Origin of the sequence: Pseudobacter ginsenosidimutans, assembly GCF_007970185.1 — a bacterium.
GTDB lineage: Bacteria > Bacteroidota > Bacteroidia > Chitinophagales > Chitinophagaceae > Pseudobacter > Pseudobacter ginsenosidimutans.
The window spans coordinates 4,134,474-4,147,759 of sequence record NZ_CP042431.1; the positions used below are offsets into that span (position 1 = coordinate 4,134,474).

The window sequence follows — 13,286 nt, forward strand, 5'->3', positions numbered from 1 at the left end:
ACCCGTTGATGGAAAAAGATATTTGCAACAATGTTGAAATTTTTACTTTCGTGGGACCAAAGAAATTCCCATGAGATACACCCTTACATTTCTACTATTGCTGGGCTGCTATGCTTCAGTGTTCAGCCAGGGCAATGCGCTATGGCTTCGTTATCCTTCTATTTCCCCTGATGGCAAAACGATCGCATTTGGCTACAAAGGCGATATCTACCGCGTGGATGCTAATGGTGGCGTTGCCACGCCGCTCACCATCCATGAAGCGCACGATATGATGCCGGTATGGAGCCATGATGGTAAGACCATCGCATTTGCCAGCGATCGCTACGGAGATTTTGATGTGTTTGTGATGCCTGCTAACGGTGGCGCACCAACGAGGCTTACCTTCAACAGCGCTCATGATTATCCCTACGATTTTTCAAGGGATAACAGCCAGGTACTGTTCGGCAGCGGACGCAATGCGCCGTCCACCAGTTCCAAATTCCCTTCACCCAGGTTGTTCAGGAATGTTTACCAGGTGCCGGTGAAAGGCGGAAAGTCGATCCTCGTTAGCGCTGCAGGCATGGACATGGCGAAATACAACAATGATGGTTCGCAGATCGTATTTGAAGACAGGAAAGGCTATGAAGACCCCTGGAGGAAACATCATACTTCTTCGGTTACCCGTGATATCTGGATCTACAATATAAAAGCGAACAGTTACAAGAAGATCTCTGAATACAATGGAGAGGACCGCAATCCATTGTTTGCCGATAATGAGAATGTTTTTTACCTCTCCGAAAAAGGGGGCATCTCACAGAATGTTTTCAAATCCTCCATTGCTGATCCTGCAAAAATGGAACAGCTTACCAGCTTCAAAGATCATCCTGTACGGCATTTGTCGAAGGCAGCAGATAATACGCTCTGCTTTACTTACAATGGAGAGATCTATACCTTGAAGCCCGGTGGCAGAGCGCAGAAAGTGGCAGTGAATATTTTCAATGATGGCCGGGAAGCAGTAGAAAAAGTGCAACGCGTGAATGGCAATGTTACGGAATTTACTGTGAGCCCAAATGGAAAAGAGATCGCATTTGTGACCAGGGGCGAAGTGTTTGTGACAAGCGTGGAAGGATCACAGACCAAACGTATTACCAATACGCCTGAACAGGAAAGGATGGTGCAGTGGGCGCCCGATGGCAGAAGCCTGATCTATGCAGCAGAACGGAATGACAACTGGGATATCTATACGGTTACTCTTACACGTAAGGAAGAGCCTTACTTTTATGCATCTACCGTTTTGAAAGAAGAACCGTTGATAGCTACCAATGCGGAAGAGTTCCTCCCAAAATATTCTCCCGATGGAAAAGAAGTGGCTTACTGGGAGAACCGAAATGTGCTAAGGGTATACAATATCGCTTCCAAAAAATCACGAACGCTCATTCCTCAGGGACGCAATTACAGTTATGCTGATGGCGATATCAATTTCAACTGGAGCCCCGATGGAAAATATTTGCTGGCATCTGATCAGTATTTTGGATTTGACGGAGGCCGGGCAGGAATGGTGAAAGCCGATGGAACGGGTTCCATCCTGCATCCCGTGATGAGTGGATTTGGTGAATCACGTCCGAAATGGGTAATGAATGGAAGGGCTATCACCTGGGCCAATAATAAGGAGGGCCGGAGATCGCTTGCATTCCAGGGAGCAAGGGAAATGGATGTATATGCGCTTTTCTTTGACCAGGAAGCTTTTGACCGTTTTCAATTGAGCAAAGAGGATTTCGATCTGTTGAAAGAGAAGGAAGATCGTGGCCAGAAAAGCAAGCCAGCCGCTGATTCCGCTGCAAAGAAAGCAGGCGAGAAAAGGGATTCTGCTCTCAAAACCTGGAGCCCTGATCTCACGGATCTCGATAGCAGGAAGCTGAAGCTAACCACCGGCAGCGCCACGATCAGTGATTATGTATTATCGCCCGATGGCAGCAAATTATATTATCTCGCAGCAGTTGAGAAAGGATTCGATCTCTGGCTGACAGAGCCTCGTACCCAACAAACGCGCCTGATCGCGAAGCTGGGCAGCAGCGGCAGTGGTATTGAAATGAGCAGGGATGGAAAGAACCTCTTTGTGAACAACCGCGGCAGCATCATGAAAGTGGATGAAACAGGCAAGATCAGTCCGGTTTCCATCAATACGGAAATGATCGTGAACAATACGGCGGAGCGTGAATATATCTTCAACCACGCCTGGCGCCAGGTGAAAGCCAAGTTCTATGATCCGAAGATCCATGGCATCAACTGGGAGCAATACAAAAAAGATTATGCGGTGTTCCTGCCTCATATTTCCAATAACTACGACTTCCAGGAATTGCTGAGCGAGCTGCTGGGAGAACTGAATGGATCACATACCGGCGGAAGGTACAGTCCGCAGTTCCCTAACGGTGATAACACAGCGAGTATCGGAGCTTTCTTTGATGAGACCTATGCCGGCAATGGCATGAAGGTGACCGAGATCATCAGGGGAGGGCCTTTGTTCAAGGCGGCAAGCAAGATCCGTCCGGGACATATCATCGAAAAGGTAGACGGAACGGCTATTACCGCGCAGAACAACTGGGACGTACTGTTGAACAGGAAAGAAGGACAGGACATATTGCTGAGTATTTTTGATCCTGCCAAAGGCAATCGCTGGGAAGAAACGGTAAAACCGATCTCCGGTAATGAAGAAGGGCCCTTGCTCTACAAGCGCTGGGTGAAAATGATGAGTGATTTGGTAGACAGTCTCAGTGGCGGCAAACTTGGTTACGTGCATGTTCAGGGGATGAATGATGGCAGCTACCGTACAGTAGTAGACGAAGTAATGGGGAAACATCGCCAGAAAGAAGGACTGGTGGTTGATACCCGCTTCAATGGCGGAGGCTGGTTGCACAATGATCTCAATACATTCCTCAGCGGTAAAGCCTATTTCACTTTTGCCCCTCAAAGCAACAGGCTGAATGTAACGGAGCCGATTGATCGCTGGAGCAAGCCAAGCATCGTACTGATGAGTGAAGGCAATTACAGCGATGCGCATTTGTTCCCTTATTCATACAAGAATAATGGAATTGGTAAGCTGGTGGGAATGCCGGTGCCGGGAACAGGAACGGCTGTATGGTGGGAAACGCAGATCGATCCCACGATCGTATTTGGTATCCCCATGATCGCAGTGATCGGAAAAGAGAACCGTCCGGTTGAGAACCTGCAACTGGAACCGGATATTAAAGTGGAATTGAATTATGAATCATTCCTATCCGGAAAGGATCCGCAGTTGGAAGCAGCAGTGAAGGAATTGATGAAGAAGTAAAAGTGATATAAAGAGATAGTTGGCCTTTAGGGAATTCCCTGAAGGCCTTTTTTATTGTCAGGTGCATTGATCATGCTGTCAACTCTATCAGGTTGCCTTCCGGGTCCAGTACTACTGCTTCGTAGTAGCCATCGCCAGTGGTGCGCGGATGCCCCACGATCTTGTGCCCATCTGATCTCAATGCAGTGACCAACTGGTCAACTTTGGCTTCACTGCCTGTGCTGATGGCCATGTGCACGATACCTTCCTTTTGTGAGAGATGATCATGCTGCCTTTCTGCAATATCAGGACGGTGCATGAGCTCCAGTCTGGAGCCGCTTTCGAAACTGAGGAAGTAAGACTGGAAATGCGTGAGCGGGTTATGGTATTTGTGGTTGGACCTGGCTCCGAAATACTGTTCGTAGAATGATTTCATCAGTTCCAGGTTCTCTACCCAAATGGCCAGATGTTCTATTTTCATTTTTACATTTTTTTGATCAGATAATCTGCAGGTCTGCATGATGGAATTCATGCATGTCTTTATGATCGCTGGGCAGATCGGTGATGATGGTGTCCAGCACATTCAGTTCGCAAACTTTAAATGGCTCTTTGCGGAAAAGCCTTTCATGATTGGCGAGTGCCAGCACAGAGCCCGATGCCGCTATCATGGCCCGTTTCACATCAACGTCCTGCTGTCCGTCTCCGGACACACCGGCTACCGGATCTACTGCGCAGGTGCCCATCAGGAAGAGATCGGCAATATATTCTCCTGCCTGTTTGCAGGTGGCAAGCCCATAAGTGGTGGCGCCGGCATGGTTATATTGTCCGCCGAGTATGATCAGTTCAATATTCTTATGTTCAGCCATCACAGGTACCAGGGCCTGGTTATTGGTGATGATCCTTGCGGACAGATCGGCTGGCATTAGCGAAGCAATGGCCAGGTTGGTGGTGCCGCCATCCATGAAAATGGTTTGTCCGTTTTTTATGAACTGCTGCGCTTTCAGGGCAATCACTTCTTTTTCTTTTTTCAGATAATGGCTGCGGTCCTGGAAAGTAAGCGGATTTCTCGCGCGTAACATGGCGCCACCGCGCACTTTGGAGAGCAGGCCGTTCTTGTGCAGTATTTCAATATCCCTCCTGATGGTATCTTCCGAAACATCCAGTTTGCCGGCAATCCACTCATAGGTGAGTTGTTTCTTTTTCTTGAGTTCGTTCAGTATGAAATCGAAGCGGTTTTCTTTCAGCATAGCGGATCGTTTACTTTTTGAAGGACCAGGCAATACTGATGCTGAGCATCAACAGAGCGGTGAGGCCAAAGGCCATGTCCAGTGAAAAATGATGTGCGATGAATCCCAGCAGGGCAGGGCCTGCCAGTGATCCTGTATATCCAATGGTAGTGATAACGGGAATGCTCACGGTAGAAGGAATGCCCGGGAGACGGCCACCTTCACTAAAGAAGATGGGAACGATATTGGCCGCTCCGATTCCCAATAAGATATAACCTGCCAGCACCAGGTATATGGAAGGACTGAGTATGGAAATCATCAGACCGGTTGTAGCTATCAGACTGCCTGTGATCACCACTGTTTTGCTTTTCCATTTTTCAACTATTCCATCTCCCAGTAATCTCATCACTGCCATGGCAATGGAGAAAGCGGCATAACCAATCCCTGACAATTCCTGTTGCACCCCTTTCACATCGCGCAGGTATACCGCACTCCAGTCCAGCATGGCGCCTTCAGAAAGAAAGCTGGCAAAACACATGAAACCCAGGAAGAGTACGCTGCCGCGCAGCCATTGATAACGGTTGCCTTTGGTTCCGGGTTCATCAGGTTGATTGAATCGTTGAATGATCTCTTTTTCCTGGTGGTGATTGAATAACCGTTTGTATTGGCTGAGTGTGATGAAGATCAGCAAAAGCCCGATAGCGATGGCAGCATGCAATGGCTGCAATCCTGTTTTCACGAGAAAGCCCAGCCCAAGCGAACCAAACAGTCCGCCCACACTGAATAAACCATGCAAAGAAGACATGATGGGTTTCCCATAAAGGTTTTGCACCTGCACGCCATGTGCATTCATGGCCACATCGATGGCGCCTGCTCCTGCGCCGAACAGTAACAGGGCAATTGCCATCACAGCCACAGAATCGATCAGCAACAGTAAGGGCAGCAAGCATCCAAGCAACAGACCCGCCGCCAGCATGATCACGCGGTTGCCGTATTTATTACTCAGCCAGCCGGCCAGGGGCATCATGATGAATGCACCGCCACCCATAAATAATAATAAAATTCCCAACTGGCCTTCATGTAAACCAAGGCGATCTTTTGCATAAGGCACCATCGGCGCCCAACTGGCAACTCCCAATCCGCAAACCAGGAAAATCAGCTGTGTGGCTGTTTTCGCATTCAATAATCCCTGCTGTCCTCCTTTCATGTCAAACATTCAATAATGCAAAAGTATGCAAATTTGCAAAATAATGCAAAATGCTTGCGCCTATTTAACACAGTAATAACCGGGGACGATATATGAGGTGTTTTATTGTTGGATCAGATCGAGGATCTTTTCATTTTCAATGATCAGCATTCCCTGACGGTCGCTGGTGATGCCTTCCTGTATTTTGTATGTGTAGGTGGGAATATTGCCCTGCATGACAGTAGGCATATAACGGAACCGGATATGCGCTGTTTGTTCCTGCAATGCATGTCCTGCTTCAATGATATGTGTGGAGATAATGAAGCAGCAGTTCCGGTGCCTGGAGAAGGCTGCTGTGATACTGAGGGTGGCTTCGTACGCATCTTTCACATTGGTGCCTTTGAACAGTTCGTCAAAGATGATCACGAGGTTCTTTCCCGAGTCAACAGCTGTAGCCACTGTTTTTACGCGCAGCACTTCAGCGTAAAAATGGCTATAGCCATGTTCCAGGTCGTCGGGCACATTGATGGAAGAATAGATGCCGTCCTTTACGGAGAATCGCATCTGGCTGGCTGCCACCGGAAATCCCATATGCGCCAGGTAAATGGCCACGCCAAAGGATTTCATGAATGTGGATTTGCCGGCCATATTGGCGCCGGTAAGAAAGATGAGATTATGGGCAGCGGAGAACTCCGTTTGATTGCTGACTGCTTTCGATAGTCCGGGATGGTAAAGTCCCTCGATATCGATCACCTGCTCTGCTGCGGGCCTTGCTGCCGGATAACAGAATCCCCTGGTGGCGGCTACGCCGGACACTGCAATGTTTACATCGAGCCAATAAATGATTGGCAACAATTCTTTTATTTCCTGCTTCATTTTTTCACGAAGGCAGTGGTTGTACCTGATCAGTTTGGCAAGTGGAATGGCCGTACCGGTATCGGCTTCGTTCAACCATTGCATTTCTTTTCTCTGAAAGAATTGTTGAAGGATACTCAGTGGGTCAGCAACGGGATGGTCATCAGATGCAGTAAGCGGCATCACCATTTTTCGGATAGACTGCAGGGTGATGATGGTCTGACGGCATCCTGCTTCCAGCTGTGCATATTCCTGGCCTCCGGTGAGTTGACTGCGGACCTTTTTCAGGATGGTATTCCAGCCTGTTTCAACGAGGTTGCCGGTTACGGAGCTCAGGTAGCTTTCCATTATTTCAAAATCCGCTGCAGAAAAAGGCAGTTCCGGGCGATGGTTACCGAAATAACGGAAGCAGCGTACGCGATCATTGATCTGCGAGGCATCGGTCAATGGCTGCCTGAACATTTCTTCCAGCAACTGTCTGCCTCCGCCTGTGATGGTATGATCAAACAACCGGTAAATGGAATTACTCTTGTATCTGCCCAGTAAATTCAGGTCTTCCAATGTCTGTTTGTCTGAAATGAAACTCATGATGCTGCTGTTTTTTTGAACCTGTTATTGATGATATCCAGGATACCTTCGTTGTTGATGATGATCATGCCATGCCTGTCTTCCGTTACACCTTCAGCGAGTGTATAGGTGTATACAGGTTTGCCTTCCTTCATGCTAGTGGGCAGATAGGCGAAATGGATATTGCTGCATCGTTCTTTCAATATATCGCCTGCTTCCACTATATGTGTAGATACGATGAACATGCAGTTCTTCTTTTGTGCAAATGCTTCGGTGATGGCGATGGTGGCTTCGTATGCGTCTTTCACATTGGTGCCGCGGAACAGTTCATCGAAAATGATGAAGAGATTTTTAGCATTGCTTAATTCCTGCGCCACTTTTTTCACCCTCAATACTTCTGCAAAAAAATGACTGCTGCCGCTGGCCAGGTTATCGGAAAGATTGATGGTAGTGTAGATGCCATCCCTGACGGAGAAACACATCTTCTTTGCCGGCACCGGAAATCCCATATGGGCCAGGAACATGGCGATGCCCAGTGATTTCATGAAAGTGGATTTACCGGCCATATTGGCTCCGGTCAGGAAAATGATATTGCTGTTGGGCGTAATGCTCAAGGTATTGGGCACTGCATTTTTCACCAGCGGATGATAAACGCCTTCCAGGTATACGGTATGCAAATCCCTGTTCAATGCTTCCGGAAAAACAAAACCGTTTTTTTCTGCTATCCTGCCCACAGCGATGAAAACATCGAGGTGGTAAATATGATAAAGGATACGAAGCAGGTGATTTCTGTTTCTGAAGCGAAGCAGATCATCATATTTTGCAGTATCGGCATAGTTCAGTTTTTCATCCGGATTCTCTTTCATGAAAACCTGTAGCTCGGTCCCTGCAAGCAAATCAGACAATTCATCCATCGTGGCCACCCAGGGAGAGGTTCCGGCTTCTGCCGCCAGTTGTTGCAGAAAGGCATACAGGGAGTGCAGGATGCGAAGAATGGCTCCAACGCCGTTGTGAATGATCCTGTAATGATGATCTTCCGCCAGCAGTTGTTTTATCTTTCCACCGAGATTGTCTTTATCGCGCGAAAGCCTGGTCCTTTCATCGGTCATTTCAAGGTAAAGCTCTGCACTATCGAGCCAGGCAGTGTTGAACGGGAACGTGGTGTGCTGCCTGCTGAAGAATTGAATGGTCTGACTGCGCTTATTGATCAGCGTTTCTTCCGCGAGGGGGTGCAGGAACATTTGTTCCAGTATTCCTGCACCACCGCGTGTATGGGTATTGCTGAAGATGGTATAGATGGAATCCCTGCCGGGCTTTCCTGCCATGTTCAGGTCTTCCAGTGTTTGTTTATCTGTATTGAAATGCATTGTCCACTATTTTCTTTTTCTTCTGATCAGCAGGAGGGCGCCGAAGGCGAGCAGGATAGCGGGCACCACCCAAACAAAAATGAGTTTGATGAATTTGGCTTTCGATTTAGTGGGTATTATACTGATATCTTCTGCAGGCGGCCTAGAGCTGTCGATCGGAAATTCGTTATAGCTCAGCCAGCTGAAGAGGCCGGTATTGAAAACGAAATTTGCGGCCCTCAGGTTGAAGCGCTGCAGTTCGGCATTGCTCATGAAATCGGCATCGCCGGTAACGATGATGCGCTGCTGTTTTCCATTGATATCACGGGTAAGCCCCAGCGCTGTTGGGAATGCCTGTTTGATATCGCCTTTTTCAGGAGCAAATATCACTTCAGCGGAATCGCTCACCAGTTTCTCTTTTTTAAGCCAGGACCTTTTGGCATCGGATACCAGTAATGGTTTGATGGTGAAGGAACCTGAGTCGGAATACGAGAGAGCAGTAGCGCCGGGCATGGTGGCCCTGGCACTATCGTGGTGGCTATGCGCCAGCGGCGGGAAGAAACCGGCTACGGTTTCAGTGAGTAAAGGCGTGAGCAGTTCCGGTTGCATTTCCCTGGAAGGTTGTACCAGGATGCCATCCAGCAGTTGTACATTCAGGTAGGCCAGCAGCGGATTGAGTATGGACTGTTTGCCAGGTTCGCCGGCAATCAGCATATTGCCGCCATCATCGATGAACTTTTTCAGTTTGTTCATTTCCGTTTCGGTGAGGGCTACTTTGGGATCGGCCAGCACCAGTGCGGAAATACCTTCAGGGATCTCCTGTGTGGCCAGCGAGAGGGTGTCTACATCGAAACCCTGATTGATGAAAGACTGGCGGTATGTTTTCAGGTTTGTCAATACTTTGTATTCACGGTCACCCACTTTATTGATATCCCTTTCGAGGTTGCCGGTCAGGAAAACGATCTTCGGCATTTTGGCCTGCAGCAATCGTTTGAATGCTGCTGATATCTCAGTTTCACTTGGCCAGACATGCATGTCGTTGAATATGCGAAGGAAGGTGGTCTTGTTGCCATATTTCAATTGCATCACATAGCGGTTGAGCTCAGGTTTCAGGTTGATGATCTTTCTGATCTCTGCAGGTGATTTGAAAAAGGAGAGTGGGAGATCACGGCTTTCGGCAACCCTTTTTCCTATTTCTTCAATTGGTTTGTTGCCATAGAACCTTTCAAAGTTGGGGTTCTCAAATGTTGTATCGTAGTATTGGACGGTATTCAGTTTGATATTGTGTTTGAAGCGCAGGAAGGGTTCCCATCTGGCCAGGTTGGTGTTGTAGGATTCCGGGCTGCCATAATCGTAAAACCGGTCCAGCAGGTTGTTGTAGGCGGTTACTTCAAGCGGTGTATCGCCCAGTTCTTTGATGATCCTTTGTGCATTGGGGGTAAGTGTATTGGCTTTGTGAGCGGATGCGTCGTAGTATCCTACCAGTGAAGGAATGGAACTGATATAACCGATGGTGAGTGCAATCACCAGTATGGATGCATATCTTCCCCATCTTACCATGCGTGGTCTGGATTCTATATCGGCCCTCATCTTATAGATACTGAAGCCGAGGAACATGTATACGATCACAAGGAAGTAAATGATGTCTTTGGTGGTGATGAGGCCATTGAGCAATTGACCCGCACGTCCGGAAATCGACAGGAAATAGGTAAGGTTCCTGACGAACGCAACACCCTGCCAGAGATTTCCGATATAGCTCAGGATCCCGAACATCACAAAAGTGGAGATGGCGGCAACAATCTGGTAACTGGTAAGGCTGCTCATGAATAAACCGATAGCGGAATAAGCGCAGAGTAAAAGGAAACAACCCAATAGCGCACTCAATAATTTTCCGTTATCTGGTGAAACGATGTGGAATTGGGCAGCAATCACAAAGCAACCAATGATGGCTACGAGGAGCAGGCTGTAAATCATCATCGAGAGGAATTTGCCCAGTACGATCTCCCGGATCTTTACAGGAGATGAGTGCAGTAATTTGATAGTGCCACTGGCAGTTTCGCGGCTGATCAATCCCATAGTAAGGAGTGGCATGTAGAGATAGATGCTTTGCAATACGCTGCCGAACAATCCTTTCCTTCCCAGGAAAATGTGCTCGGTCATGCTTGAGCGTATGAGGCTGCCTGCATCTTTTTCTCTTGCAAGAATTTCGAGAATGTTTGTGTAGCTGATTGAGCACTGGACCAGGAAAATGATCAGCAGGAACCAGGCGATGGGGGAAAAGAACAGGGTACGGAGCTCCGTTTTGGCCACTCTGAGTATTGTTGCCATGGACATCATTGTTTTGCTGTTTGATTGGATAATTGTTTGAAAATTTCGTCGAGCGCACTTTTATCGAGATTGATCTCTTTGAGGCGCCATCCTTTTTCTACACTGATGGTCACTATTCTTTCAGCAATATCCTGGTCGCCACTGAAGAAAACGCGTACCTGTCTTTCGGTCAGGAACTCTGCTTTGGTAACGCCTTCCACTTGCTGCAGTTCGGTGGCTGATGGAGGGTTTGAGAAATGGATGAGCATGCTGTGTGGTGCTGCATAATTGTTGAAAGCATCCATGGTGTCCGAGAAAACGATCCTGCCATTTTCGATCATCCTGATCTCCTTGCAGAGGATCTGTATTTCAGAAAGGATATGTGAGGAAAAGATCACGGCACGGTCCATTGCAATTTCTTTGATGAGGGCGCGTACTTCGATGATCTGGTTGGGATCGAGGCCATTGGTGGGTTCATCCAGCACCACCAGTCTGGGGCGGTGTACGATGGCCTGGGCAATGCCTACACGTTGACGGTAACCTCCGGAAAGATTGCGCAGCAGCCTGCTACTGAAATGCGCGATGCCACATCGTTCTTTTACTTCGTTTATCGCAGCTTTCTTGAGATCCTTTGGAATGTGACGAAGGCCTGCACAATACCAGAGGTATTCATCCACGGTAAGGTCCATATACAGTGGCGGGTTCTGCGGCAAAAATCCGATCTCTTTCTTGGCGAGCTCCGGCTGCAGTTTCATGTCGATGCCGTTGATATAAACATTGCCTTCGGTCTGGTTCAGGGCTCCACAAAGGATATTCATGGTGGTTGATTTCCCTGCTCCATTGGAGCCAAGCAATCCCACGATGCCTGTATGACCGATCTCGATGTTGATATCACGGATCGCCCAGTTGGTGCTGTAGCGATGGCTCAGCTTTTCAATCTTCACAATTGTTTTTTCCATGATTCTAGTTTTTGTTTAAGAGAAGTCCGGGTCCCTGGCGGGTAACGGGAACCAGCCAGGGACCCGGACAAAGCATTCCCTTCCGGGTAGCATTGTATATGCTTCCGGTGTTACTGGTGGTATAACCAGCCCCAGGGAGGGGCTGGTTATATTGTATGATTAAGGATTTTGTTTCATTTCCGGGTTCTGGGTCAACAGCAGGTTGGCCAGCGGAAACACATATTCATTACTGTTAGGTGAAAGTGTATAGGTGGTATTGTTGAAAACCCTGGTAATGGTCTGTGCAAACATGGCGTCCTGGTTGAGGCGGCGCTGATCGAACCAGCGAAGTCCGGAGCCGAAGAATTCGCGGCGTCTTTCATCGATCACCATTTGCAATGCTTCTGCTGGTGTGGCAGCACTGAGGTCTGTATAGTCTGCCGGACGGAAACGTTTTTTTCGCAAATCGTTCAGCATGTTTACTGCTTCATCTTTCTGGCCTGCGCGGGCAAGGCATTCAGCCTTGATCAGCCAGGTATCATTCACAGACAGACCGGTGGCGGGTTTGTCGTTCGAATACCTGTCTCTGGACCAATAGCCGGGTCCTGTGAACACAGGATAGAAATTGTTGCCCGGCCTTGTGAAGATCTCATAACGAAGATCTTTTGTGTTCAATAAACCGAGCAGTGAGTTGCTGAGCTGGTAGGCTCCAAACATTTGTCTTGGTACTTTACGCAGGATCACCTGTTTGTCTGCATATTGTCCGGGGAAAGTATAATTGGAGCCGGTTACTGAAAGATTGTAATCATAGAGATCGTTCCGGATATCCAAAGTACTGTCGGCAAATTCTGCTGCTTTGGTAAAGTTGCGCATGTTCAGATAGTATTTGCTGAACAGTGCATATGCAGCGGCCTTGCTGGGTTTGAAGGAGGTTTCCTGTACAGGGGGCAGCAGTGGAATGCACTGGCGGATATCGCTGTAGATCTGTTCGTACACGGCTTTCACGCTGGGCCTGGTGAGGTCTGTAAAAAGAACGGGTTTCAGCATGATGGGTACGCCCGGATCGGTGGCGGCAGTAGCTTCATCATATTGTTTACCATAGAGGTTCACCAGGTTGAAGTAAGCGAATGCCCTGTGCAGGAGCGCTTCCCCGAGCAGAGTATTCTTCAGTATCATATCTCCTCCCTTACTGTCGTTCACACCATTGATCACCACGTTGTATACGTAGATCTGTGCATAGAGCGAGTTCCAGTCGTTATCCGTTTGCTGGTCTATATAGAATGGTTTTTTCCAGATGTACATGGCCTGCTGAATGGTATTATTCTTCAGGTTATTCTGGATGTCCGGAGAAATGAATTCCACATCATCGCAACTGAGGAGTGGTGCCAGTCCGTAGCTCACTTCCTGCTGGTCGTGGTTGTTGAGTAAAAGCCTGTAGTCGGAAGTATACACCAATACACGCTGCCCCTGGATAGGTACATCTTCCACATACTTCCTGCAGGAAGCCAGGAAACTGATCAGTAAGAGGGTCAGAATGCTATATTTATATGATCGCATATTTTTTCAATTGAGCGT

At 48.1% G+C, this 13,286-nt stretch carries 9 protein-coding genes; 1 reads left to right on the plus strand and 8 read right to left on the minus strand.

Annotation, left to right across the window (positions count from 1 at the left end; genetic code table 11):
- Positions 1 to 70: 70 nt before the first annotated feature.
- Positions 71 to 3,307 carry a S41 family peptidase gene (locus FSB84_RS16520; protein WP_130539036.1) on the plus strand — a complete coding sequence of 1,079 codons (3,237 nt, stop codon included), beginning with the start codon at positions 71 to 73 and terminating at the stop codon, positions 3,305 to 3,307.
- A gap of 70 nt (positions 3,308 to 3,377) precedes the next feature.
- Here the strand turns inward: FSB84_RS16520 and FSB84_RS16525 are convergent, their stop codons facing one another.
- From FSB84_RS16525 to FSB84_RS16560, 8 genes are all read right to left on the minus strand, one after another.
- Positions 3,378 to 3,767 (minus strand): VOC family protein, encoded by a 390-nt coding sequence (locus tag FSB84_RS16525; RefSeq protein WP_130539037.1) that lies wholly within the window; start codon positions 3,765 to 3,767, stop codon positions 3,378 to 3,380.
- 16 nt (positions 3,768 to 3,783) lie between these two features.
- On the minus strand, positions 3,784 to 4,533 hold the full coding sequence (locus tag FSB84_RS16530) for a DeoR/GlpR family DNA-binding transcription regulator (RefSeq protein WP_130539038.1): 750 nt from the start codon (positions 4,531 to 4,533) through the stop codon (positions 3,784 to 3,786).
- 10 nt (positions 4,534 to 4,543) lie between these two features.
- Positions 4,544 to 5,728: an MFS transporter gene (locus tag FSB84_RS16535; protein ID WP_207234171.1), complete on the minus strand. Its 1,185-nt coding sequence runs from the start codon at positions 5,726 to 5,728 to the stop codon at positions 4,544 to 4,546.
- A 93-nt stretch (positions 5,729 to 5,821) separates the two neighbouring features.
- Positions 5,822 to 7,141 (minus strand): MutS-related protein, encoded by a 1,320-nt coding sequence (locus FSB84_RS16540; RefSeq protein ID WP_130539039.1) that lies wholly within the window; start codon positions 7,139 to 7,141, stop codon positions 5,822 to 5,824.
- Complete coding sequence (locus FSB84_RS16545) at positions 7,138 to 8,487, minus strand: MutS-related protein (protein WP_130539040.1); 1,350 nt, start codon at positions 8,485 to 8,487, stop codon at positions 7,138 to 7,140. The genes FSB84_RS16540 and FSB84_RS16545 overlap by 4 nt, the downstream gene beginning before the upstream one ends.
- A gap of 6 nt (positions 8,488 to 8,493) precedes the next feature.
- A complete protein-coding gene (locus FSB84_RS16550) occupies positions 8,494 to 10,794 on the minus strand; it encodes a Gldg family protein (RefSeq protein ID WP_130539041.1) in 2,301 nt (766 codons plus the stop codon).
- A gap of 5 nt (positions 10,795 to 10,799) precedes the next feature.
- Positions 10,800 to 11,732 (minus strand): ABC transporter ATP-binding protein, encoded by a 933-nt coding sequence (locus FSB84_RS16555; protein WP_130539042.1) that lies wholly within the window; start codon positions 11,730 to 11,732, stop codon positions 10,800 to 10,802.
- A 159-nt stretch (positions 11,733 to 11,891) separates the two neighbouring features.
- Positions 11,892 to 13,268: a RagB/SusD family nutrient uptake outer membrane protein gene (locus FSB84_RS16560; protein ID WP_130539043.1), complete on the minus strand. Its 1,377-nt coding sequence runs from the start codon at positions 13,266 to 13,268 to the stop codon at positions 11,892 to 11,894.
- Positions 13,269 to 13,286 lie beyond the last annotated feature (18 nt).

Bases quoted from the DNA above. Each gene is read 5' to 3' on its own strand.
- FSB84_RS16560 (WP_130539043.1), bottom strand. From the start codon at position 13,268: ATGCGATCATATAAATATAGCATTCTGACCCTCTTACTGATCAGTTTC.
- FSB84_RS16520 (WP_130539036.1), top strand. From the start codon at position 71: ATGAGATACACCCTTACATTTCTACTATTGCTGGGCTGCTATGCTTCA.
- FSB84_RS16545 (WP_130539040.1), bottom strand. From the start codon at position 8,487: ATGCATTTCAATACAGATAAACAAACACTGGAAGACCTGAACATGGCA.
- FSB84_RS16550 (WP_130539041.1), bottom strand. From the start codon at position 10,794: ATGGCAACAATACTCAGAGTGGCCAAAACGGAGCTCCGTACCCTGTTC.
- FSB84_RS16535 (WP_207234171.1), bottom strand. From the start codon at position 5,728: ATGTTTGACATGAAAGGAGGACAGCAGGGATTATTGAATGCGAAAACA.
- FSB84_RS16530 (WP_130539038.1), bottom strand. From the start codon at position 4,533: ATGCTGAAAGAAAACCGCTTCGATTTCATACTGAACGAACTCAAGAAA.
- FSB84_RS16555 (WP_130539042.1), bottom strand. From the start codon at position 11,732: ATGGAAAAAACAATTGTGAAGATTGAAAAGCTGAGCCATCGCTACAGC.
- FSB84_RS16525 (WP_130539037.1), bottom strand. From the start codon at position 3,767: ATGAAAATAGAACATCTGGCCATTTGGGTAGAGAACCTGGAACTGATG.
- FSB84_RS16540 (WP_130539039.1), bottom strand. From the start codon at position 7,141: ATGAGTTTCATTTCAGACAAACAGACATTGGAAGACCTGAATTTACTG.